Annotated in this window: 22 protein-coding genes and 1 pseudogene; 14 read left to right on the top strand and 9 right to left on the bottom strand. The window is 71.4% G+C overall.

Going from position 1 to position 22,758, the window contains the following annotated elements; translation table 11 throughout:
• Positions 1 to 12: 12 nt before the first annotated feature.
• On the bottom strand, positions 13 to 207 hold the full coding sequence (locus ACGFK0_RS33235) for a DUF397 domain-containing protein (protein WP_392912192.1): 195 nt from the start codon (positions 205 to 207) through the stop codon (positions 13 to 15).
• Positions 204 to 1,019: a helix-turn-helix transcriptional regulator gene (locus ACGFK0_RS33230; protein ID WP_392912190.1), complete on the bottom strand. Its 816-nt coding sequence runs from the start codon at positions 1,017 to 1,019 to the stop codon at positions 204 to 206. Before ACGFK0_RS33230 ends, ACGFK0_RS33235 begins: the two co-directional genes overlap by 4 nt.
• A 99-nt stretch (positions 1,020 to 1,118) precedes the next feature.
• On the opposite strand from ACGFK0_RS33230, the gene ACGFK0_RS33225 reads away from it, so the two are divergent.
• Positions 1,119 to 1,547: an ATP-binding protein gene (locus tag ACGFK0_RS33225; RefSeq protein WP_358470968.1), complete on the top strand. Its 429-nt coding sequence runs from the start codon at positions 1,119 to 1,121 to the stop codon at positions 1,545 to 1,547.
• Positions 1,548 to 1,626: 79 nt separating this feature from the next.
• On the opposite strand, the gene ACGFK0_RS33220 is transcribed toward ACGFK0_RS33225, so the two are convergent.
• Positions 1,627 to 1,788 carry a hypothetical protein gene (locus ACGFK0_RS33220; RefSeq protein ID WP_392912187.1) on the bottom strand — a complete coding sequence of 54 codons (162 nt, stop codon included), beginning with the start codon at positions 1,786 to 1,788 and terminating at the stop codon, positions 1,627 to 1,629.
• 2 nt (positions 1,789 to 1,790) lie between these two features.
• On the opposite strand from ACGFK0_RS33220, the pseudogene ACGFK0_RS33215 reads away from it, so the two are divergent.
• From ACGFK0_RS33215 to ACGFK0_RS33200, 4 genes and pseudogenes are all read left to right on the top strand, one after another.
• A pseudogene (locus tag ACGFK0_RS33215) lies at positions 1,791 to 2,105 on the top strand (phosphoenolpyruvate carboxylase); the annotation flags it as partial.
• An 80-nt stretch (positions 2,106 to 2,185) separates the two neighbouring features.
• Complete coding sequence (locus tag ACGFK0_RS33210) at positions 2,186 to 2,719, top strand: PadR family transcriptional regulator (protein WP_392912185.1); 534 nt, start codon at positions 2,186 to 2,188, stop codon at positions 2,717 to 2,719.
• The gene (locus ACGFK0_RS33205; protein ID WP_392912183.1) at positions 2,716 to 3,456 is read left to right on the top strand and encodes an ABC transporter ATP-binding protein; all 741 of its coding nucleotides are present in this window, start codon (positions 2,716 to 2,718) and stop codon (positions 3,454 to 3,456) included. Before ACGFK0_RS33210 ends, ACGFK0_RS33205 begins: the two co-directional genes overlap by 4 nt.
• On the top strand, positions 3,453 to 5,246 hold the full coding sequence (locus ACGFK0_RS33200; RefSeq protein WP_358470386.1) for an FtsX-like permease family protein: 1,794 nt from the start codon (positions 3,453 to 3,455) through the stop codon (positions 5,244 to 5,246). Before ACGFK0_RS33205 ends, ACGFK0_RS33200 begins: the two co-directional genes overlap by 4 nt.
• Positions 5,247 to 5,335: 89 nt before the next feature.
• Here the strand turns inward: ACGFK0_RS33200 and ACGFK0_RS33195 are convergent, their stop codons facing one another.
• Positions 5,336 to 6,109, bottom strand: a complete 774-nt coding sequence (locus tag ACGFK0_RS33195; protein ID WP_392912180.1) for an enoyl-CoA hydratase/isomerase family protein — start codon at positions 6,107 to 6,109, stop codon at positions 5,336 to 5,338.
• A 140-nt stretch (positions 6,110 to 6,249) separates the two neighbouring features.
• Here ACGFK0_RS33195 and ACGFK0_RS33190 point away from each other — a divergent pair, with 140 nt between their 5' ends.
• Together ACGFK0_RS33190 and ACGFK0_RS33185 are read left to right on the top strand one after the other, a co-directional pair.
• Positions 6,250 to 7,107: a biotin--[acetyl-CoA-carboxylase] ligase gene (locus ACGFK0_RS33190; protein ID WP_392912178.1), complete on the top strand. Its 858-nt coding sequence runs from the start codon at positions 6,250 to 6,252 to the stop codon at positions 7,105 to 7,107.
• Between the two features lie 123 nt (positions 7,108 to 7,230).
• Entirely contained in the window at positions 7,231 to 8,256 is a 1,026-nt protein-coding gene (locus tag ACGFK0_RS33185; RefSeq protein WP_392912176.1) for an adenylate/guanylate cyclase domain-containing protein, read from the top strand.
• Between the two features lie 18 nt (positions 8,257 to 8,274).
• On the opposite strand, the gene bfr is transcribed toward ACGFK0_RS33185, so the two are convergent.
• Together bfr and ACGFK0_RS33175 are read right to left on the bottom strand one after the other, a co-directional pair.
• On the bottom strand, positions 8,275 to 8,772 hold the full coding sequence (gene bfr, locus ACGFK0_RS33180; protein WP_392912174.1) for a bacterioferritin: 498 nt from the start codon (positions 8,770 to 8,772) through the stop codon (positions 8,275 to 8,277).
• 103 nt (positions 8,773 to 8,875) lie between these two features.
• Positions 8,876 to 9,160 carry a bacterioferritin-associated ferredoxin gene (locus tag ACGFK0_RS33175; protein ID WP_392912172.1) on the bottom strand — a complete coding sequence of 95 codons (285 nt, stop codon included), beginning with the start codon at positions 9,158 to 9,160 and terminating at the stop codon, positions 8,876 to 8,878.
• Positions 9,161 to 9,397: 237 nt separating this feature from the next.
• Here ACGFK0_RS33175 and glgX point away from each other — a divergent pair, with 237 nt between their 5' ends.
• The 5 genes from glgX (at position 9,398) to ACGFK0_RS33150 (ending at position 18,073) form a co-directional block, all read left to right on the top strand.
• A complete protein-coding gene (glgX, locus tag ACGFK0_RS33170; protein ID WP_392912170.1) occupies positions 9,398 to 11,692 on the top strand; it encodes a glycogen debranching protein GlgX in 2,295 nt (764 codons plus the stop codon).
• Between the two features lie 16 nt (positions 11,693 to 11,708).
• Entirely contained in the window at positions 11,709 to 14,084 is a 2,376-nt protein-coding gene (gene treY / locus ACGFK0_RS33165; protein ID WP_392912168.1) for a malto-oligosyltrehalose synthase, read from the top strand.
• Positions 14,081 to 15,877: a malto-oligosyltrehalose trehalohydrolase gene (gene treZ / locus ACGFK0_RS33160; protein WP_392912166.1), complete on the top strand. Its 1,797-nt coding sequence runs from the start codon at positions 14,081 to 14,083 to the stop codon at positions 15,875 to 15,877. Before treY ends, treZ begins: the two co-directional genes overlap by 4 nt.
• Before the next feature lie 151 nt (positions 15,878 to 16,028).
• Positions 16,029 to 16,700 carry a response regulator transcription factor gene (locus tag ACGFK0_RS33155; protein ID WP_131951643.1) on the top strand — a complete coding sequence of 224 codons (672 nt, stop codon included), beginning with the start codon at positions 16,029 to 16,031 and terminating at the stop codon, positions 16,698 to 16,700.
• 101 nt (positions 16,701 to 16,801) lie between these two features.
• A complete protein-coding gene (locus ACGFK0_RS33150) occupies positions 16,802 to 18,073 on the top strand; it encodes an ATP-binding protein (protein ID WP_392912163.1) in 1,272 nt (423 codons plus the stop codon).
• Between the two features lie 21 nt (positions 18,074 to 18,094).
• On the opposite strand, the gene ACGFK0_RS33145 is transcribed toward ACGFK0_RS33150, so the two are convergent.
• Positions 18,095 to 18,691, bottom strand: coding sequence for a GtrA family protein (locus tag ACGFK0_RS33145; RefSeq protein ID WP_392912161.1), 597 nt, complete (start codon positions 18,689 to 18,691; stop codon positions 18,095 to 18,097).
• A 270-nt stretch (positions 18,692 to 18,961) separates the two neighbouring features.
• On the opposite strand from ACGFK0_RS33145, the gene ACGFK0_RS33140 reads away from it, so the two are divergent.
• Positions 18,962 to 20,110 (top strand): 5-(carboxyamino)imidazole ribonucleotide synthase, encoded by a 1,149-nt coding sequence (locus ACGFK0_RS33140; protein WP_392912409.1) that lies wholly within the window; start codon positions 18,962 to 18,964, stop codon positions 20,108 to 20,110.
• Positions 20,111 to 20,212: 102 nt separating this feature from the next.
• Positions 20,213 to 20,710, top strand: coding sequence for a 5-(carboxyamino)imidazole ribonucleotide mutase (gene purE, locus ACGFK0_RS33135; protein ID WP_392912159.1), 498 nt, complete (start codon positions 20,213 to 20,215; stop codon positions 20,708 to 20,710).
• 34 nt (positions 20,711 to 20,744) lie between these two features.
• On the opposite strand, the gene ACGFK0_RS33130 is transcribed toward purE, so the two are convergent.
• Positions 20,745 to 21,164, bottom strand: coding sequence for a CoA-binding protein (locus ACGFK0_RS33130; protein ID WP_392912157.1), 420 nt, complete (start codon positions 21,162 to 21,164; stop codon positions 20,745 to 20,747).
• A 41-nt stretch (positions 21,165 to 21,205) separates the two neighbouring features.
• Positions 21,206 to 22,540, bottom strand: coding sequence for a UDP-glucose dehydrogenase family protein (locus ACGFK0_RS33125; RefSeq protein ID WP_392912155.1), 1,335 nt, complete (start codon positions 22,538 to 22,540; stop codon positions 21,206 to 21,208).
• Positions 22,541 to 22,758 lie beyond the last annotated feature (218 nt).

The following is a 22,758-nucleotide window of genomic DNA, read 5'->3' as shown; positions in this document are numbered from 1 at the left end:
GTGGGAGGACGGTCAACGGGCCGGGTACTGCTTGACCTTCTCGATCAGGCCCGCGAACTCCGCAACGGACAGGGTGAGGCGTCCACCGTCCGGGTCCTTGCTGTCCCGCACCCCGATCCCGGCCCCTGGCGCAAGACGTCCCAGCTCAACGCACTGAGTGTCGTTTGCGCCACCGGTGTACGAACTTGTACGCCACTTCACGTTCATTCGTAGCTCTCCAAGTACCGCTTGATGATCTCGCGGGAGGCTTCCTCTGGAGCAGCCTTCACGCCGATGCGGTCGAACATAACGGACAGCTCCCGAACCTCGCGAGGCGCTTCGATCAGGCGACCGCCGTTCTGGGCGGTGGAGTACGCGACATCTCGATCTTCAAGACCGATGATTTGCATCGACCCGTCGACGCCCATGTGCTCGCCCGACGAGAAGGGGATGACGCGCAGACTCACGTGGGCTAGCTCGGCCAGCTTCAGCAGGTGTTCCAGCTGCTTCTTCATGACCTCCCCGCCCCCGACCGGCCGAGCCAGGACGGCCTCGTCGATCACTGTCCAGGTGAGAAGCGAGTCGCCCTTCTCCCAGTACGCCTTCTTCTTCGCGGTACGGACGCCCATCTCGCCGTCCAGGTCTTTAAACTTGCTCGCCTTGACGTAGGCCCACGTGTAGTCGTCCGTCTGCAGCGCTAGCGGGACGACCTGGCCGTGGTAGGTCTTGATCGAGACGGCCTCCTCCTCGTACTTGTCGATCTGGCGGGCCCAGTCCGGATCATGCGCCATTCGGGCAAACCAGAGCAAGACTTGAAATAGCACCCCGGTTCCATACGCCTTGTCGAGCAGGGACATTTGGTCGTCTTGTGGCCGCCGACGCCCCGCTTCCAGGTTGGAAACAGTCGACCGGGCAACGCCGATGATCTCGCCGCATTGAGTCAGTGACAACCCCATCTTCTCCCGCCAAAACCGCAGGCAGAAGGCCAGGAAGTGCCACATGGAGATCTTGGGGTCGAGGGGTTCGCGAACGGTCGACATCGTTCCTCCTGTTTTCAAGTCACTCGTCTACAGACAAAACATAGAACTCTGCGGTGATCCTTGTCACGGGAAATCGGAATCTCGGACAAGGACGGGACGATGACGATGGCGGCGACCGAAGAGTCGATCATGGCCCTTATGGGCACACCGGCCGCAGTGGGGCTGGCGCGCACTTTCGTGGATACGCGAATCCGCAAATGGGACTATTTCCATATTCTCGACAGCGCGCTTCTCGTCACGTCGGAACTCGTGACCAACGCGGCCCGCCAGACGCCGCACGAGAAGATCCGCCTCCAGCTCAGCCGGGACACCTACGGCGTGATCATCGCCGTCTGGGACGCGGCCCACGAACTGCCCCAGGCCAGGCCGATGACCGAACTCACCCTCGAAGACCTCGACCTGTCCGAGGAGGCGTTCGACGACAACGGCGGCTGGGGCCTGCACATCGTCCAGGTCTTGTCCGCCAAGTGCGGCGTCATCGGCGACCCCGCCGGCGGCAAGTGGGTCTGGGCAAGGATGCACACGTAGCGGACCCGGTCTGTCTTCACGACCACAGCGGCAACACCCGCGCGGGCCACGTGATCGCGGCCCGCCGGCTGATCGCGTGCTACCGGATGTGGCACACCGGTCGCCTCGCCACCGACTTTCGGCGGAGGCGGCGCAGCGCGAGCTGCGTCCCGCCGCCGCCGGGGACGAGACCGACGCTCACCTCCGGCAGAAGGACCTTCTGGGCGCCCTCGCCGCCGCACGCACCGCCCACCCGTCCCACCTACCCTCCGGACCGTCGCGTGGATCCAGGGCCGCTTCGGGGTCCGCGCCTGCCACCGCTACATCGTCTCGTTCACCCGCTCCGCCGACGACATCGCCAACGTCCACGAACTCGCCGCCTCCCTCGGCGACGGCGCCCCCGTCCTGGACGTCATCCCGCTGTTCGAAACCGGCGAGGACCTCGAACGCGCCCCGTCCGTCCTCGACGGGATGCTGCGGATCCCGGCCGTCCAGGACCGCCTGGACGCCACCGGGCGCCGCCTGGAGGTCATGCTCGGCTACTCCGACTCGGCCAAGCAGCTCGGGACGCAGAACGCCTTCTCAGGCGGCGTGTCCGGGTCTGCTTGACGTCCTTAATCCCTAACCGCTATCTATTGGCTAGCCGTTAGGGGTGGTGCATGCAGGACGCGGTGCTGGCGATGCTGGCGAAGGAACCGTCGCACGGTTACCTCCTGCGCGAGCGGCTCCGCAAGGCCCTCGGGCCGCTCGGGGAGTCGATGAACGCGGGGCAGGTCTACGTGACCCTGGCCCGGCTGGAGAAGGCCGGGCTGGTCACGTCCGAACGCGCCGATGGGCTCGCGGACCGGCCGGACCGCAGGGTGTACGCGCCGACGGCGGCCGGGCAGCGGCGGGTGGCCGCCTGGCTGAGCGAGGTGAACTGGCCGAAGCCGAACGTGGCGGAATTCCACCTCAAGCTCGCCGCCGCGGCCGCGGGCCGGCTCGCCGATCCGGTGGAGCTGGTGGACGCGCAGCGCCGCGAGCTGCTGCGGCGGCTCGGCGAGGCGCAGCGCGCGTTGCTGGCGGAGCCGGACGGCTCGACCGCCGGCCTGCTGCTGGAGGGCATCGCGCTGCGGTTGCAGGCCGACCTGCGCTGGTTGGAGGCATGCGAGCGGGTCTGGTCAAAGATCGCTGACGAATCCGAGGATGCATGAACGAGTTGGGCGCGGTGCTGCAGGTCCGCAGCCTGTGCAAGGAGCACGGCCGGGGGCAGGGCCTGGTCCGGGCGGTCGATGAGGTCGACCTGGACGTTCCGGCGGGGCAGATGCTGGCGGTGACGGGGCCGAGCGGCTGCGGGAAGTCCACGCTGCTGCACCTGCTGGGCGGGCTGGAGCGGCCCAGCAGTGGGGAAGTATGGCTGGCCGGCCGGCGGATCGACGCCCTGAGCGAGCGGGCGCTGGCCCGCCTCCGGCGTCGGTCGGTCGGTTTCGTCTTTCAGTCATTCCACCTGGTGGAGGAGCTGTCGGCGCGGGAGAACGTGGAGCTGCCCGTGCTGCTGGCCGGCCGTTCACCGCGTGCGGCCCGGCGCCGCGCGGATGCGCTGCTGGAGCGGGTCGGGCTCACCGACCGCGCCCGGCACCTGCCGTGGGAGCTGTCGGGAGGGCAGCGGCAGCGGGTGGCCATCGCCCGTGCCATGGCCAACGAGCCGCTGGTGCTGCTGGCCGACGAGCCGACCGGCAACCTGGACACCGCGGCGACGCTCGACGTGCTGCGGCTCTTCGAGGGGCTGCGCGCAGCCGGGCAGACCCTCCTGATCGTCACGCATGACGAGCGGGTCGCGGCCACCGCGGACCGGGTCGTGTCGATGCGCGATGGGACGTGCGTCGACGACACCGGGCTGGCGGGCCGTGCCGCCGGGGGGCTCGGGGACATCCTCGGGTGGGGAGAGTGAGCCGCGTGGGCCGCGTCCTGCTGGTGTTCCGCCTCGTCGTGGCCGACGTGCGCCGGCATCCCGCCCAGGCCGCGATGATGCTGCTGGCGATCACCGCCGCCACCGCCACCCTTTCCCTCGGCATGTCGCTGCGCGGCGCGACCGACACGCTCTACCGGCAGACCCACGCCGCCACGGCCGGACCCGACGTGGTGGCGCTCTCCCCTGGCGGCGACCGGGCCGCGACCTCGGCCCTGACATCGGTGGCACAGGCGCCCGAAGTCACCGCCCATAGCGGACCGTACCGCCAGTACTACACGACGTTGAAGGCGCGGGGCCTGACGTCGGCCGCGGTGGCGCAGGGCGCCGAGGCGACGCCGGGCCCGATCGATCGCCCGCTGGTCACCTCGGGCACCTGGGTGCGTCCCGGCGGTGTGGTGGTCGAACGGGGCTTCGCCGCCGTCCTGGGCGTCCGGGTCGGCGACCGCGTCACCGTCGCCGGCCGCTCGCTTCCCGTCGCCGGGATCGCCGTGACCGCGGCGCACCCCATCTATCCGGGGGCGCAGATGATCGGCCCGAACGGCGGTCCGAGCGACTACAGCGGCCTGGTCTGGATGAGCGAGGCCGACACCAGGACGCTGGCGGCCGCCGACCTCCCTGTGACCTCCCTGCTGTACCTGAAACTGCGGGACCCCGCCGCCGCTCAGGCGTTCGTCGACTCCCGCGGGCTCGGTGACGACCACCTGACGCACTTCTCCACCTGGCAGTCCATAGCCGAGCGGGACAAGCGCGTACTCCGGCAGAGCCAACCGGTCCTGGTCATCGGCAGCTGGCTGCTCGCCTTGCTGGCCGTCGGCGGCGTCGCCACGCTGGCGGCGGGACGCGCCACCGAGCAGACCCGGCGGGTGGGGCTGCTCAAGGCGGTCGGCGCCACGCCCGCCCTCATCGCCGGCGTCCTGCTCGGCGAGTACCTGACGCTGGCGCTGGTCGCCGACGCGCTGGGGCTGACGATCGCCCGGGTGGCCGCGCCCGGCCTCGCCAACCCGACCGCGAGCCTGCTGTCCACCGCCGCGGGCCCGACCGGTGACACCGTCGCCGTCACGACCTTCCTGGCCCTGGCCGTGGCGGTCCTCACCACCCTCGGTCCCACCCGGCGCGCCCTACGCACCGAGACCGTCACCGCGCTCGCCGACACCGGCCGCCCGCCCAGCCGCCGGCCCTGGCTGAACGGCCTGTCGGCACTGCTGCCGCCCTCGCTGCTGCTCGCACTCCGCCTGATCGGTCGCCGCCCCGGTCGCGCCGTCCTGCACGCGTGGAGCATCGCGGTCATGATGATCGGCGTCACGGCCCTGCTGGTGGCCCGCGTCCAACCGGACTACGACTATGGCCTGGGCTCCTCCGACCTGGGCAATGTGCAGATCGAGCAGGGCCACCGCGTGCTGCTGTCCGTCACCGTCGCCCTGGCCGTGCTCGCCGCGGTGAACATCGTCACGATCACCTGGACGACGGCGCTGGAGGCCCGGCCCGTCATGGCCATCGCCCGCACGCTCGGCGCGACCCCCGGGCAGATCACGGCCGGGCTGTCCGCCGCGCAACTCCTCCCGACCCTGCCCGGTGCTGTCCTCGGCGTCCCCTTGGGTTTGTTCCTGGTGCTGTCCCTCTCCCCTCCGAACGTCGCCAGTCCCCCCACGTGGACGCTGCTCATCCCGGCACTCGCCGCTCCCCTGGCGACGGCGGCGCTCACCGCGCTGCCCGCGCGTCTCGCGGCTCGCCGGTCCATCGCACGGACCCTCAGCACCGAGGCGACCTGAGCACGGCGCCCGAGGCAGCCCAGGTCGAGCGACCCAGACCCCGGACCGCGATACGGGGCGCGGCCGCGCGGTGGGCGCGGAACTCTCGATCAGGATGGCCAGACGGGTTTGCGCTTCTCGGCGAAGGCGGCGATGCCCTCGCGGCGGTCGGCGGAGGCGGCGGCGGTGCGCCAGGCGTTCTCCTCCAGGTCGAGGCCCGCGTCCAGGCCGACGCCGCCGCCCTGGCGGAGGGCGCGTTTCGCGGCGCGGACGGCGACCGGGGAGTTCCCCGCGATGACCCCGGCGAGGGCGAGGGCCTCGTCGCGGGCGGCGCCGGCGGGGACCCTGCGGTCGGCGAGGCCGTATTCGACGGCCTCCTCGATGCTCAGGCGGCGGCCGGTGAAGACCAGGTCGGCGGCCCTGCCGGGGCCGAGGCGGCGCAGCGCGAGCTGCGTCCCGCCGCCGCCGGGGACGAGACCGACGCTCACCTCCGGCAGTCCGAACACGGCCGTCTCGTCCGCGACGATCAGGTCGGTGGACAGGGCGAACTCGCAGCCGCCGCCGAGCGCGTACCCGTGCACGGCCGCGACGACCGGCTGGGGCAGGTTCAGGACGCCGCGGAACGCGGAGGTGAAGACGGGCCGCTGCGCCATGATCTCGTCGTCGGTCATCGCGTTGCGTTCCTTGAGGTCCGCGCCGACGCAGAACGCCTTCTCACCCGCCGCGCTCAGCACCACCGCCCGCACGGCCGCGTCCGCCGCGACCTCCGCGCACACCGCCGCGAGCCGCCGCGCCATCGCGGTGGACAGCGCGTTGAGCGCCTCGGGCCGGTCCAGCACGATCTCCGCGACGTGCCCGTCGCGGAGCAGGTTCACTCCATCCATGCAGGCACCCTAGCCAGCCTCGTCGGCCCGCGGCGTGTCGCCCCTATCAGAGGGCCCACAAGGGCGCCATACCGCAGGTGAACTTTGTTCGGCCGTGGCTGGGCGTGAGGGGCGGAGCGGTCGTGGGGTTGGATGGTCCCGTGAGCGAGTCACCTTACGGGGATCTTGGACGGCCGCCGCTGCACGAGGCGGCGCTGCAGCGGGCGCTCGTCCGGGAGGGCGGGCTGTGGCGGGAGGTCCGCGTGGTGGCCGAGACGGGGTCCACCAACGCCGACCTCGCGGAGCGGGCCAGGGACGGCGCGCCGGAGGGGACCGTGCTGGTCACCGAGGTGCAGACGGCGGGCCGGGGACGGCTCGGCCGGGCCTGGACGGCGCCGCCGCGGTCGGGGCTGATGTTCTCGGTGCTGCTGCGGCCGCGGGTGCCGGTGCCGATGCTCGGCTGGGCGCCGCTGCTGACCGGTGTCGCCGTCGCGACCGCCGTCCGGCGGATGACCGCCTGGTCGCAGGAGGGGGACGGGTTCCTCAGCGGCGGCGACGCGGCCGTGGACGCGCGGCTCAAGTGGCCGAACGATCTGCTGGTCGGGGACCGGAAGCTGGCGGGGATCCTCTCGGAGAGGACCGGCGGCGGGCTCATCGTCGGAGTGGGGCTGAACGTGGGGTTGCGGGAGGAGGAACTTCCGGTGCCGACCGCGACGTCGCTGGCGATCGAGGGTGCGCCGCTGAGCGACCGGGCGCCGCTGCTGCGCGCGGTCCTGCGCGAGTTCTCGACCTGGTACCGGGAGTGGACGGCCCTCGACGGTGATCCGGAGACCAGCGGGCTGCGTACCGCGTACAAGGAGCTGTGCGCCACGCTCGGGCGGCAGGTGAGGGTCGAGCTGCCCGGGGCGGAGACGGTGGCGGGGACGGCGCGGGACGTGGACGGGGCGGGCCGCCTGGTGGTGGCCGGGACGGGCGGGGATCGGGTGGTCAGCGCGGGAGATGTGGTGCACGTCCGGTGAACGGGGAACGGCGATCCACGGTCCGGACGTTGACCGAGTTGCTGATCTGCGACGATATGTCCCGGAACCGATCCATGACGCCGATGTCCCCGCCCGGGGCGGCGGCGGACTGAGGGGCGGATGATGGCGGCCGGATTGCCGGATCCGAAGGAGATCGAAGAGCTCCTGCTGGGGGGCGAGCTTCAATACACCCGTGTCGACGCCGTCCGGCGGTCCGGGGTGTCCCGGGAGTTCTCCGGCCGGATCTGGCGGGCGTTCGGGTACCCGTCGATGCCGGACGAGACCGTCGCCTACACCGACGGCGACGTCGAGGCCCTGGACCGTCTCCGCCGGCTCGTGGACGATGGGATCCTGGACGAGGACGGCGTGATCCGGCTCGTCCGGGCGTTCGGGCAGACGATGACGCGGCTCGCCGAGTGGCAGGTCAACCTGCTGCGCAGCATGCTGCCGCAGGACTTGAGCGACCCGCCGTCCGCCGAGGCGGTCGACACGATCGTGGACATCGCCGAGAAGCACATGGGCGAGTTCGAGCCGCTGGTCGTGCACGCCTGGCGGCGGCAGCTCGCGGCGGCCGGGACGCGGGCGCTGGCGGCGGCGGCGACGCGGGAGAACGGCGACCCGTCGGGGCGGCCGATGACCACGGTCGGGTTCGCGGACATGGTGTCGTTCACGCAGGTCAGCCGGGAGCTGGAGGAGATCGAGCTGGCCCGGGTCGTGGAGTGGTTCGAGGAGACCGCCGCCGACATCATCGCGGCGCGCGGCGGGCGGCTGGTGAAGACGCTGGGCGACGAGGTGCTGTTCAGCGCGGAGACCCCGGAGATCGGCGCGGAGATAGCGCTGACGGTGGCGGCGGCCATCCAGGACGAGACCGAGGTCCCGGACGTGCGCGTCGGTGTCGCGTACGGGCCGGTGCTGCCGCTGATGGGCGATGTGTTCGGCACGACGGTCAACCTCGCGGCCAGGCTGACGTCCCTGGCGCGGCCCGGGTCGGTCGTGATCGACAGTGAGCTTGCGGCGCAGCTGGAGAAGCGGCCGGTCTACGAGGTCACCCGGATCGTGCGGCGCCCGGTCCGGGGCCTCGGCATCATCCAGCCGTACGTGCTGCGCCGCAATCCCAAGCCGAAGCCGCCGGACACCGGGACGCCGTAGCCGCTCAGACGTGGCCGCTCAGACGGGGCTGGGGCCGTCGCCGCCGGGGGATCCGGTGAGCCGCTGCTTGTAGTTCTGCTCGCCGAGCTCCTGGACGAGGCTCAGCTCGGTCTCCAGGTAGTCGATGTGCTCCTCCTCGTCGGCGAGGATGTCCTCGAAGATCCGGGCGGAGGTGACGTCGCCGCGCGAGCGCATGAGGTCGATCCCGGGACGCAGCCGGGCGACGGCCTCCATCTCGACGGCGAGGTCGGCTTCGAGCTGCTCGACGATGGTCTGCCCGATCCGCAGGGTGCCGAGCTTCTGGTAGTTGGGCAGGCCCTCCAGGAACAGGATCCGGTCGGTCAGCCGCTCCGCGTGCCGCATCTCGTCGAACGACTCGTCGCGGGTGTGCTTGGCGATGCGGGTGAAGCCCCAGTTCTCCTGCATCTTCGAGTGCAGGAAGTACTGGTTGATCGCCGTGAGCTCCGCGGTGAGCTGGTCGTTCAGCAGCGCGATGATGTCCTTGTCGCCTTCCATGCCGCCCATGCTTCCATGGCGGGCGGGTCCAAGACGGCACTGACCCCCGCGAGGGCGCTTTTTCCGCCGGTCGTGGCGGTGCCGTGCGGGTACCGGGACGGGCTCAGGCGGCGGTCTGCGGAGCGGTTCCCCTTTCGCCGGTCTCAGGGACGATCGGTGCGGGGGCCTCGGGGACGGGGGCCAGCGCGGCCGGGCCGCCGGTGAGGGCGTCCGCGAGTTCACTGGCCGTCCGGTATTCGCTGACCATCGCATGGATGCGCTTGGTGCACATGCCGCAGCCGGGCTTGAAACCGCAGGCGGCCTTGACCTCTTTGGCGGTCGTGCAACCGTCCGCCATGCAGCCGTGGACGTCGTCCTCGGTGACGACGTTGCAGATGCACACGTACATGCCGCTGAGAGCCCTTCCGTGCGGTTCGACCTGGGGCCACGCACCTGACCTGGGATGCTTAGGGCACCCTCATTAAGGTTAGGCTCCCCTAAAGTAGCTCAGGAATGTCCGTTCTGACCAGTGGGCTCCCGATCGGTTCCGGTGTGATCTAAACCTCAGGGGGAAAGCCCCTTCCGTGCGCCGCCGCGCCCGCGCGCCCGCGGGCTGCGGAGCCGCACGGACGGGAGGCGCGGGACGGTGGCTGAGATCTGGCCGGGCGGCGCCTATCCGCTCGGGGCCCGGTTCGACGGCGCGGGAACGAACTTCGCCGTCTTCTCCGAGGCGGCCGAGCGGGTGGAGCTGTGCCTGTTCGACGGGCCGGCGGGCGACGGCGAGGAGACGCGGCTGACGCTCCCGGAGGCGGACGCCTTCGTCTGGCACGCGTACCTGCCGGGCGTCATGCCGGGACGGCGGTACGGGTTCCGGGTGCACGGCCCGTACGATCCGCGCCGGGGCCGGCGGTGCAACCCGGCGAAGCTCCTCCTGGACCCGTACGCGCAGGCGGTCGAGGGAACGGTCGACTGGGACGAGTCCTGCTTCGGTTACGAGTTCGGCGACCCGTGGTCGCGCAACGACGCCGACTCGGCGGGGCACACGATGCGGTCGGTGGTCGTCAGCCCGTACTTCGACTGGGGGGACGACCGGCCGCCGCGGATCCCGTACCACGAGACGGTGATCTACGAGGCGCACGTGAAAGGCCTCACCGCCCGGCACCCGGACGTCCCGCCGGCACTGCGCGGCACGTACGCCGGCCTCGCCCACCCGGTGATCATCGATCATCTGCGCTCGATCGGGGTGACGGCGGTGGAGCTGATGCCCGTCCACCAGTTCGTCCACGACGACGCGCTGACGAGCCGGGGGCTGCGCAACTACTGGGGCTACAACACCATCGGCTTCTTCGCCCCGCACAGCGAGTACTCGTCGGCGGGGGCGCGGGGCGAGCAGGTGCTGGAGTTCAAGGCGATGGTGAAGGCCCTGCACCAGGCGGGCATCGAGGTGATCCTGGACGTCGTCTACAACCACACCGCCGAGGGCAACCATCTGGGCCCGACGCTGTCGTTCCGCGGCATCGACAACGCCTCGTACTACCGGCTCACCGACGACGATCCCCGCTACTACATGGACACGACGGGCACGGGGAACAGCCTGCTGATGCGCAGCCCGCACGTCCTGCAGCTGATCATGGACTCGCTGCGGTACTGGGTGACCGAGATGCACGTGGACGGGTTCCGCTTCGACCTCGCGGCGACGCTGGCCCGCGAACTGCACGAGGTGGACCGGCTCGCCGCGTTCTTCGACCTCGTCCAGCAGGACCCGGTCGTCTCGCAGGTGAAGCTGATCGCCGAGCCGTGGGACGTCGGCGAGGGCGGCTACCAGGTCGGCAACTTCCCGCCGCTGTGGACGGAGTGGAACGGCCAGTACCGCGACACCGTCCGGGACTTCTGGCGCGGGGATCCGGGCGCGCTCCCCGACTTCGCGTCCCGGCTGACGGGCTCGTCCGACCTGTACGCCGACGACGGCCGGCGGCCGATCGCCTCGATCAACTTCATGACCTGCCACGACGGGTTCACCCTGCATGACCTGGTCTCCTACGACGGCAAGCACAACGAGGCCAACGGGGAGGGCGACCGGGACGGCACCGACGACAACCGGTCGTGGAACTGCGGCCATGAGGGCCCGACCGACGATCTGGACGTCGTCTCCTTGCGGGAGCGGCAGAAACGCAACTTCCTGACCACGCTTTTCCTGTCGCAGGGCGTGCCGATGCTGCTGCACGGCGACGAGATCGGCCGGACGCAGGACGGCAACAACAACGCCTACTGCCAGGACAACGAGCTCTCCTGGGTCGACTGGACGGGGATGCGCGACGACACGCGCTCACCCCGGCCGACCGGCCCCGCAGGCCATCACGGGTCCGACGAGCGCCGTGGTTTCGACGAGCGCCCTGGTTCTGACGAGCGCCGTGGTTCCGACCAGCGCCGTGGTTCCGACCAGCACCGTGCTTTCGACGAGCGCGGCTTCCTGCTCGACTTCGTGCAGGACCTGTCCAGGCTGCGCACGGAGCATCCGGTGTTCCGGCGGCGGCGGTTCTTCCTCGGCGACCAGCGGACGAAGAAGGCGCGCCGCGCCGCGAAGTCCAGGCCCGAGGACCTGCCCGACCTCGTCTGGTTCACGCCCGGCGGCGCGGAGATGGCCGACCGGGACTGGTCGGCCGGCTTCAGCAGGTCGCTGAACGTGTTCCTGAACGGCGACGCGATCGGCGAGCCCGACCCGAAGGGCAGGCAGGTCAGGGACGACTCGTTCCTCCTGCTGATCAACGGCCACGACGGAGACCTGACGTTCACGCTTCCGCCCGCCACATACGGGCAAATGTGGATAAAGGTGCTCGACACCGCGGACCCGTTGCTCGCCGAGGAGGAGTCGCCCGTCGTGAAGGCCCGCGAGACCGTCCCGGTCGGCGACCGCTCGATCCAGGTCCTGCGCCGTGTCTGAGTTCTCCCGGCGAACCGTGAACGAGCATGCCGAACCCGCCACCGAGGAACCGCTCCCCGAGGAACCGCTCCCCGACGACCCCCCCGATGAGGAGACCGTGTCCGAGGACCACCTGACCGAAGAGACCCTGTCCGAACCGAACAGCGGCGACGCGTCCCTGCCCGACGACGACGCGTTCGCCGCACCCCCGTCCGGCACCTACCGGCTCCAGCTCCGCGGGACGCCCGAGGAGCACTTCGGATTCGCCGAGGCCGCCGCGCTCGCTCCCTATCTCGCGTCCCTCGGCGTGTCGCACGTCTACCTCTCGCCGGTCCTGCGGGCCGCGCCCGGGTCCACGCACGGCTACGACGTGATCGACCATTCCCGCCTGGCCGACGAGCTGGGAGGGGCCGACGCGTTCGGGGCCATGGCGGCCCGGTTCCGCGCGCACGGGCTGAGGCTGCTGGTCGACGTCGTCCCGAACCACATGGCGATCCCGGACCCCGGCGAGCCGAACATGCCGCTCACCGCCGTCCTGGCGGAGGGGCGGGGCTCCCCGTACGCGAAGTGGTTCGACATCGACTGGGAGGCGGGCGGCGGCCGGGTCGTCCTGCCGGGCGAAGGCGAGCCCAACTACCGCCGGTTCTTCGACATCTCCGGCCTGATCGGGCTGCGGCAGGAGGACCCCGAGGTCTTCGAGCGCACGCACGCGCTGCTGCTGGGCCTGGTCGAGCAGGGCCTGGTGGACGGCCTGCGCATCGACCATCCGGACGGGCTCGCCGACCCGCGCGGCTATCTGCGGCGGCTGTCGGAGGCGGTCCCGGACGCCTGGCTGCTGGTCGAGAAGATCACCGAGGGGGAGGAGCGGCTGCCGCCGGACTGGCCGTGCGCGGGCACGACCGGCTACGACTCGCTCGGCATGGTCGGCGGCCTGTTCGTCGACGCCGCCGGGGAGAAGCCGCTCACCGAGCACTACGTGTCGATCACCGGTGGCCCGCGCGACTTCGAGGAGGTGGAGCGCGACGCCCGCCTCCACGCCGCGACGCACGGCCTGAAGCCCGAGATCGACCGGCTCCTGCGCGTCCTGCGGCGCGTTGCGGGGCACGAGAGCCGTCCCGGCCTGGACCGGGCGCTGGTCGAGCTCCTCGTCGCCATGCCGGTCTACCGCGCCTACGTCGTGCCGGGCGAGGACGCGCCGCAGCAGGCGGTGGACGTCCTCGACGAGGCCGCTCACCGTGCACGGGCGCATCTGCCAGAGGAACTTCACGACGACCTCGACACCATCGTGGAACTGGCCCTCGGACGCGGGGACCGCACCGACGCCGAGTTCATCGTGCGGTTCCAGCAGACATCGGCTCCGCTGGCGGCCAAGGGCGTGGAGGACACCGCGTTCTACCGGTGGAACCGCATGGCGGCGCTGAACGAGGTCGGCGGCGACCCAGGGCGGTTCGCCGTGAGCCCCGAGGACTTCCACGCGTACTGCATCCGGCTCGCCCGCGACTGGCCGTCCACGATGACGACGCTGTCCACGCACGACACCAAACGTGAAGAGGACGTGCGCGCCTGGCTGTCCGTGCTGTCGGAGCTGCCGAGCGAGTGGGCGGAGGCCGTGGACCGCTGGCGGCACTGGGGCCCCGGTGAATCACCCCTGGAACCGGACCTCGAATACCTGCTGTGGCAGACGCTCGTCGGAGCGTGGCCGCTCACCATCGGCCGCCTGGAGGAGTTCCTCACCAAGGCCATGCGCGAGGCCAAGACCCGCACCTCCTGGGCCGACGTGGACAGCGGCTACGAGGAGGCGGTCCTCGCCTACACGCGCGGCGTCCTGGCGAACCCGGACCTGATCACCGACCTGACCGCGTTCGTGGGGAGGCTGGCCCGCCACGCCCGGGTGAACACGCTCGGGCAGAAGCTCGTCCAGCTGGCCATGCCGGGCGTCCCGGACGTCTACCAGGGCTGCGAGCTGACCGGCCTGGCGCTGGTCGACCCGGACAACCGGCGGCCGGTCGACTACGGGCGGCGCCGCGAGCACCTCCAGCGGCTCGACACCGGGCGGCTGCCGAAGGAGGTGGACGACGAGAAGCTCCTGGTCACCTCGCGGACGCTGCGGCTGCGCCGGTCCCGCCCCGACTGGTTCGGCCCGGGAGCCCGGCACGAGCCGATCGCGGCCCGCGGGCCCGCCGCCGAGCACGTCGTCGGGTTCGCCCGCGGTGAGGCGGTCGCGCTCGCCACCCGGCTGCCGGCCGGGCTGGAGCGCCGCGGCGGCTGGGGCAGGACCAGGGTGGACGTCGTCCAGCAGGGCTGGCGGGACGTGCTGACCGGCTGCACGCACATGGGCCCGATCCTGGACGCCGCCCGCGTCTTCGAGCATCTGCCCGTCGCGCTGCTCGTCCCCAGGGAGATCGATCGTTGAGCGCCGGGTTCCATGTGTGGGCGCCGGCCGTCGGCCGCGCGGACGTCGTGGTGGGCGGTATCCGGCATCCCATGGAACGGCTGGACGCACGTCCGGGATGGTGGGCGGCCGGTGTGCCGGGCGCGGGGCACGGGACCGACTACGGCTTCGCCCTGGACGGGGCGGAGGAGGTGCTGCCCGACCCGCGCTCCCCCTGGCAGCCGGACGGCGTCCACGGGCCGAGTCGCGTCCACGACCACGCGCGGTTCGCGTGGACCGACCAGCACTGGCACGGACGCCCGCTCCCCGGAAGCGTCCTGTACGAGATGCACGTGGGCACGTTCACGCCGGAAGGGACGTTCGACGCGGCCGCCGAACGTCTCGACCATCTGGTGGCGCTCGGGATCGACGCGGTCGAACTGCTGCCCGTCGCCGCGTTCCCCGGCCGCCACGGATGGGGGTACGACGGCGTGCACCTGTGGGCGCCGCACGAGCCGTACGGCGGTCCTGACGGGCTGAAGCGCTTCGTGGACGCCGCCCATGCGCGCGGTCTGGCCGTCGTCCTGGACGTCGTCTACAACCACCTGGGGCCGGACGGGAACCGCCTCGCCGCTTACGGGCCGTACTTCACCGACGCCCACACCACGCCATGGGGCGACGCGGTCAACTTCGACCAGGAAGGCTCGGACGAAGTCCGGGCGTTCGTCGTCGAGAACGCGCTGATGTGGCTGCGGGACTACCACTTCGACGGGCTGCGCCTCGACGCCGTCCACGCCATCGCCGACCACAGCGCCGTCCACATTCTCGAGGAATTGGCCTGCTCTGTGGCCGGTCTGTCGGCCCACCTCGGACGGAACCTGTCCCTCATCGCCGAATCCGATCTGAACGACCCGCGCCTGGTGACGTCCAGAGAAGCGGGTGGATATGGGCTGGACGCGCAGTGGAGCGACGACTTCCACCACGCTTTGCACGCCGCACTCACCGGCGAACGGCAGGGCTATTACTGCGATTTCGGCTCTCTGGAAACGCTGAAGAAGGCGCTCACGAGCGTTTTCGTTCACGACGGCACCATGTCGACCTACCGCGGACGGCACCACGGCCGTCCGGTGAACGTCCAGAAGACCGCCGCGCACCGGTTCCTCGGCTTTCTGCAGAACCACGACCAGGTGGGCAATCGCGCGGCGGGCGATCGGATCGGCGCCGTTCTCGCGTCCGCGCAGATCCCGCCGTCGATGCTCAAGGTCGGTGCGGCGCTGGTTCTGCTCGGGCCGTTCACGCCCATGCTGTTCATGGGCGAGGAGTGGGGCGCCGCCACCCCGTGGTGCTATTTCACCGACCATCAGGACCCGGAACTGGCACGCGCGGTCAGCGAGGGACGCCGGCGGGAGTTCGCGCGGCACGGCTGGAGCGGCGAAATCCCCGATCCACAGGCTGTGGACACGTTTCGGTGTTCCGTCCTCGACTGGTCCGAGCCCGAGCGGCCGAACCACCGTGACCTTCTCGAATGGCATCGGGCGCTGCTCGCGCTGCGCCGTTCCCTGCCCGAGTTGAACGACCCCCGCCTGACCGAGACGGTCGTCGAGGCCGACGACGCCATGGCGCGCTGGCTGATGATGTGGCGGGGCCGGGTGTGCGTGGCGGCGAACTTCGGTGCCCGCCCGGTGGCCCTCCCGGCGTCCGCTCCCGGAAAGGCCGCCGCGCCCCGGCTGCTGCTCGCCTCGAATCCGGCAATTCGCCTGGACATGGACATCATCGGTGATTCCAAATCGGCCGTCGTGGCGCTGCCGGGGACCTCCGCGGCCGTATTCGGGTGACCTCCCGGGCCTCAAGGGACGGGCGTGATGAGAAGTGCATCCCGGTACCGCCTGATTGGCCGTATTTGAGGATGTACTACGAGTGGCAAACCGCAGGTCAAGAGCGCGGCGCACGCCGGGCAATGTTCAAGAATGGTCATACGATCGGTCCATGACCTCAGTACTGCTCGCCGAGGACGACACGTCCATCTCCGAGCCTCTCGCCCGCGCGCTGCGTCGCGAGGGGTACACCGTCGAAGTCAGCCCGGACGGCCCGCAGGCGCTGGAACGGGCGCTCGGCGGCGGCGTGGACCTGATCGTCCTCGATCTCGGCCTTCCAGAACTGGACGGCCTTGAGGTGGCCCGCAGGGTACGGGCCGAAGGGCACGGCGTGCCCATCCTGATCCTTACCGCCCGGGCCGACGAGGTCGACACCGTCGTCGGGCTCGACGCGGGCGCCGACGACTATGTGACCAAGCCGTTCCGGCTGGCCGAGCTGCTCGCCCGGGTGCGGGCACTGCTGCGCCGGGGCAGCACCGAGACCCCGATCGTCCAGGGGGTGCGGATCGACGCCGAGTCGCGCCGCGCCTGGATGGGCGACCACGAGCTCCAGCTGACCACCAAGGAGTTCGACCTGCTGCGCGTCCTCGTCAGGGACGCGGGCAAGGTCGTGACCCGCGAACAGATCATGCGCGAGGTGTGGGACACCAACTGGTGGGGTTCCACCAAGACGCTCGACATGCACATTTCCTGGCTGCGCCGCAAGCTCGGCGACGACGCCGGCAGCCCCCGCTACATCACGACCGTGCGGGGCGTCGGCTTCCGGTTCGAACGCGGCGACTAGCTCCGGCCGCCACGGCCGGGCGGAACCGCCCGGGGCCTTCCCGAGAGGCCCCGGGGGCACGGTGCCGCGCGGTCCGTGGCCCCACCCTCGAAGGAGCCCTGATGAGGCGCCGACTCCTGCTGTCGACGCTCGCGGTGGCGGTGGTCGCGATCCTGTTGCTGGGCATACCCCTCGCCTACGCCGCCCACAAGCTCGTCTATGAGGAGGCCAGGCGGTCCCTGGACCGTGAGGCGTCCGCCATCGCCGGCGGTGTCGGCTTCAGCCTGGAAGCCCACCAGCCCGTCACCGGCGCGGTCATCGCGCGGGAGTACCCGGGCCGGCGCATCTCGATCGTCATGCCGGACGGCCGGACGCTCACCGCCGGCTCCGCCGGCACCCGGCCCGCGCTCACCGCCACCGCGGCACACGGCGGCGTGCGGGTGCGGATATCGCGCCCGGAGGCCGGCGTCCGCGCCGACGCGCTGCGGCTGATGCTGCTCATCGGCAGCCTCGCCCTGCTCGGCGTCGCCGTCACCGTCGGCCTGGCGATGGTGCAGGCCCGCAAGCTGACGCTGCCGCTGATCGACCTCGCCGAGACCGCCGACCGGCTCGGCAGCGGCAACGCCCGGCCGCGCCGGCGCCGCTACGGCATCCCGGAGGTCGACCGCGTCGCCGAGGTGCTGGACCGCAGCGCCGTCCGGATCGCCGACCTGCTGGCCAACAGCCGCGAGTTCGCCTCCGACGCCAGCCACCAGCTCCGCACCCCGCTGACCGCGCTGTCCATGCGCCTGGAGGAGATGATCGACGCGGCCGACTATCCGGACGTCGTCCGGGAGGAGGGCGCGGCGGCCGTCGCGCAGGCCGAACGGCTCGTCGCGGTCGTCGAGCAGCTGCTGTCGCGCGCCAAGCACGACCGCACGGGCGGCGCGGTCGCCTCACCCATCGACGAGATCATCGCCCAGCAGGTCGAGGAGTGGCGGCCCATCTTCCGGCGGGACGGCCGGGACGTGCGGATCATCGGGGAGCAGGGCCTCGTCGGCATGACCAACCCCGAGGGCCTCTCCCAGATCGTCGCGACGCTCCTGGACAACTCGCTCATGCACGGCGCCGGCACCGTGACCATCCACACCAAGCCGGGCATGAGCTCGGTGGTGGTCGAGGTCGGCGACGAGGGCGCCGGGATACCGGCCGAACTGGAGCCGCGGATCTTCGAGCGGAGCGTCAGCGGCGGCCGCGGCACCGGCCTCGGGCTCTACCTGGCCCGTTCCCTCGCCACGGCGGACGGCGGGCGCCTGGAGCTGATCCAGTCCCGTCCCGCGGTGTTCGGGGTCTTCCTCCGCCAGGCCGCCGAGGCCCGCCTCGCGGCGGAAAGGGTCGTCATGGGCCCGGCCTGAACCTGCGGCCGGGGCTGTGACCTAAATCTCGGCGTAGTCCTCGGTGGCGCCGGCGTGGGTGCCGAGGGGGTGACCGAGACGCGGTGACGGGCTCGCGTGGCCGTTCGCCCGGTGGACGCCCGGCGCCTCGGCGGCGGGGGCGGGCGGCGCCTCCGGCAGCCCGGACGCGGGGTCGACCGGCGGCGCGCTCGACGGAAGGAACACCCACTTCTTGTACGACCAGAAGCGGAACAGGGTGGCCACGCCGGTGCCGACGACCAGCGCGGCGTTGTAGTAGACGGCGCCCGACAGCCCCAGGACGTAGTGCGAGAAGCCGATGAACAACTCGGTGATGACCAGCCCGACGCCGTTCAGCGCGAAGAACAGCACGTACTCGCGGCCGAGCCCGGTGCGGTCGCGGTGCCGGAACGTCCAGTAGCGGTTGCCCAGGTAGGCGAACGTCGTGGCGATCACCGTGGCGACGCCGTTGGACGTCAACGGGCCCACCCCCAGGCCGCTGTGCAGACCGTTGCCGATCGCGATGGTGATGACGAACGCGATCGCGCCCACGCTGCCGAACTTCGCGAGTTCGCGCACGAGGTGCTCGAACTGCCGATGGAGATTGGCGACCAGGCTCACGAAGGGGAACCGTCCTTCCGGACTTCGGCTGTGTGTGCCGCGTCACAGTGCGCGGCGGCGATGGCGGAGGCATCACGAGGATAGACGCCCGCGGCCGCGGGGACGTCGGAACGTGAACGTTTCACTCTGTCCGTGCGTTCCTTGCCCATCGCCGGAGGCCCCACACCGGTTCGACGCGGCGGACGGATGAATCGTTCGCCCGCACCGGCCGATAACCTTTCTGACGTGACAGAACCAGCTCAGCGCCGGCATGAGGCGCCCGTCGTCGGGATGGCGGGCGGGGGGCAGCTGGCCCGGATGACGCAGCAGGCCGCGATCGGGCTCGGCGTGTCCCTGCGCGTGCTCGCCGGGGCGCCGGACGAGTCGGCGGCCAAGGTCGTCTCCGACGTCCGGGTGGGCGACGACCGGTCCCTCGACGACCTGGTGTCGTTCGCCGACGGCTGCGACGTCGTGACGTTCGACCACGAGCACGTCCCGGGGCCGCACATCCAGAAACTCGAGGGTTCGGGTGTGCCGTGCCGACCCGGCTCGGCCGCCCTCGCGCACGCCCAGGACAAGCTCGTCATGCGCGAGCGGCTCAGCGAACTCGGCGTGCCGTGCCCCGCCTACGCGCATGTGCCGCCCTCCGCGCCACTGGCCTTCCTGGAGGCGTTCGCCGGCGAGCACGGGTGGCCGGTCGTCCTCAAGGCGACCCGCGGCGGCTACGACGGCAAGGGCGTCTGGATCATCGGCGACCTCGGCCGCGAGGCGCGCGACCTCGTCCAGCGGATGCTGTCCGGAGGCGTCGACCTGATGGCCGAACGGCACGTCCCGTTCGGCCGCGAGCTCGCCGCCGTCGTCGCGCGCTCCCCGTACGGGCAGGGCGCCGCGTACCCGATCGTGGAAACCGTCCAGGAGGGCGGCATCTGCACCGAGGTGATCTCGCCGGCGCCGGGCCTGCCCGGGGACGTTGCCGCCGAGGCGCAGCGTCTCGCGCTGACCATCGCCGCGGAACTCGGCGTCGTCGGCCTCCTCGCGGTCGAGTTGTTCGAGACCGGCGACGGGCTGCTGGTGAACGAGCTGGCCATGCGCCCGCACAACTCCGGGCACTGGACGATCGAGGGCGCCCGGACGTCGCAGTTCGAGCAGCACCTCCGGGCAGTCCTCGACCTGCCCCTCGGCTCCACCGATCCCACCGCCCCGGTCACGGTCATGGCCAACGTCCTCGGCGGCGACGACCCGGACGTCTACCCCCGCTACATTCACGTGATGGCCCACGACCCGGGCGTCAAGGTGCACATGTACGGCAAGGAGTCCCGGCCGGGCCGCAAGATCGGCCACGTGACCGTCCTCGGCGACGACGTCGCGGACGTCCGCGCACGCGCCCGCCACGCCGCCGACTACCTGCGGTGGGGACCTGAGATGAAGGAACCGAAATGAGCGAAGCGAACCGGGGGGTGTGGGGGGTCGCCCCCCACAGGAGGCAGGCATGAGCGAAGCGAACCGGGGGGTGTGGGGGGTCGCCCCCCACAGGAGGCAGGCATGACGTCGGAGCCGCTGGTCGGCGTGGTGATGGGCAGCGACTCGGACTGGCCGGTGATGGAGGGCGCCGCGCAGGCGCTCGCCGAGTTCGGCGTCCCCTACGAGGCCGATGTCGTCTCCGCGCACCGGATGCCGCACGACATGATCTCCTACGGGGAGGACGCGGCCGCCCGCGGCCTGCGCGTGATCATCGCGGGTGCGGGCGGGGCCGCGCACCTGCCGGGCATGCTGGCGTCGGTGACGCCGCTGCCGGTGATCGGCGTGCCCGTGCCGCTGAAGTACCTGGACGGGATGGACTCGCTGCTGTCGATCGTCCAGATGCCCGCCGGGGTGCCCGTCGCGACCGTCGCGGTCGGGGCCGCCCGCAACGCCGGGCTGCTCGCCGTCCGCATCCTGGCCGTGTCCGACGACGACCTGCGGGCCAAGATGAAGGTCTTCCAGCAGGACCTCTACGGCCAGGCCAAGGCCAAGGGCGCGCGGCTCCGGGACAGACTCTGACCGTGCGGCCGGTGTTCGGGTCGGGCGGCGGCGGTCAGCGTCGCAGGGCCCATTCGACCGCGGGGCAGCGGTCCATGACGACGTCGAGCCCGGCGTCCCTCGCGCGCCGGGCCGCCGCCTCGTCGATCACCTGGAGCGGCAGCCACACCGCCTTCGCGCCGGCCGCGATCGCCTCGTCCACCGCCTGCCCGGCGTGCTCGGCACGGCGGTAGACGCCGACCACGTCCACGCCGGAGGCGTCCGGCACGTCGGCGAGCGAGGCGTAGCCCTTCTCGCCCAGCACCTCCCGCGCCGCAGGATGGACGGGGATGATCCGCTTCCCGCGCTCCTGGAGCAGCCGCGCCTGGGTGTGGACCTCGCGTCCGGGGTTGTCGCCGAGCCCGACGAACGCCCACGTCCTGGACTCGTTCAGCAGCCGGCGGATCACGTCCTGGTCGGCGAAATCATCAGACATGTTCACGACAACAGCGCACGCGGCCGGTTAGTTCCCCCCGATCAGGGGCGCCCGAGGGCCCGGTAGTTCCACCCGGCGGCGCGCCACTGCTCGGGGTCCAGGGCGTTGCGCCCGTCCACGATGTTGCGTTCGGCGACGACCTCGGCGAGCGCCGACGGGTCCATGTCCCGGAACTCGGCCCATTCGGTCAGCAGCAGCACGACATGGGCGTCGCGCGAGGCGGACATGGCGGAGTCGCCGTACTCCAGGCTCGGCTGGGCTCGGCGCGCGTTCCGCATGGCCTGCGGGTCGTACACCGTCACCTTGGCGCCCTGCGCGCGTATGGACGCGGCCACGTCCAGCGCGGGGGAGTCGCGGACGTCGTCGGAGTTCGGTTTGAACGACGCGCCGAGCACCCCGACCGTCCGTCCGGCGAACGAGCCGCCGAGCAGATTCCGGGCGAGGTCGACCATCCGGATCCGCCGCCGGATGTTGATCTCGTCGACCTCGCGCAGGAACGTCAGCGCCTGGTCGGCGCCCAGTTCCCCGGCGCGCGCCATGAACGCCCGGATGTCCTTGGGCAGGCAGCCGCCTCCGAAGCCGAGGCCGGGACCGAGGAACTTGCCGCCGATCCGGTCGTCGTACGACAGCGCCTCCGAGAGTTTTGTCACATCGGCGTGCGCCGCCTCGCAGACCTCCGCCATCGCGTTGATGAAGGAGATCTTGGTGGCGAGGAACGCGTTCGCCGACACCTTGACCAGTTCCGCGGTCGCGTAGTCGCTGGTGATGAACGGGGTGCCGTCCGCGATCACCGTCCGGTAGACCTCGCGCAGCACCTTCTCGGCGTGCTCGGCGGCGCCCTGGTCGGCGGGCAGCCCGGCGACGATCCGGTCCGGGTGCAGGGTGTCCTGGACGGCGAAGCCCTCCCGCAGGAACTCGGGATTCCACGCGAGGACGGCGTCGCCGCCGGCCGGCGCCAGCCGCGCCATCGTCTCGGCCAGCCGCGCGGCGGTCCCGACCGGCACGGTGGACTTGCCGACGACCAGGCAGGGCCGCTCCAGCAGCGGCGCGAGCGTGCCGATCGCGTCGTCCACGAAGGTGAGGTCGGCCGCGTACTCGCCGGACTTCTGCGGGGTGCCGACGCACAGGAAGTGCACCTCGCCGAACTCCGCCGCCTCCTTGTAGGACGAGGTGAAACGCAGCCGGCCGCTCTCCAGCCCGCGGCGCAGCACGGGTTCCAGGCCCGGCTCGTAGAACGGCAGGTCACCGGCGGAGAGCCGGGCGATCCTCTCCTCGTCGAGGTCGAGACCGAGGACCTCGAAGCCGAGGTCGGCCATGCACGCCGCGTGGGTCGTGCCGAGGTAACCCGTTCCGATGACCGTCAGCCGGTGGGACAAGGCCTGCTCCTCTCGCTTCGCTTTCGCCGACCAGCGGCCTTTTTCACAAGGTGCCCGTTGCGGGCGGCTCCGTGCACCGGCCACCGGACCGTACTGGCCGGTAGCATTCGGGGCATGAGTTCTGACTTTCCCACGTACGCGCCGTCCGAGGAGCATGAGCTGCTGCGGCGTACGGTGCGTGAGCTGGCCGATGCCAAGATCGCTCCTTTCGCGGCGGA

It is taken from the genome of Spirillospora sp. NPDC048823 (assembly GCF_043198445.1).
Lineage (GTDB): Bacteria > Actinomycetota > Actinomycetes > Streptosporangiales > Streptosporangiaceae > Spirillospora.
Note: the sequence above shows the minus strand (reverse complement) of the source record. Positions and strands in the feature narration are given on the sequence as shown.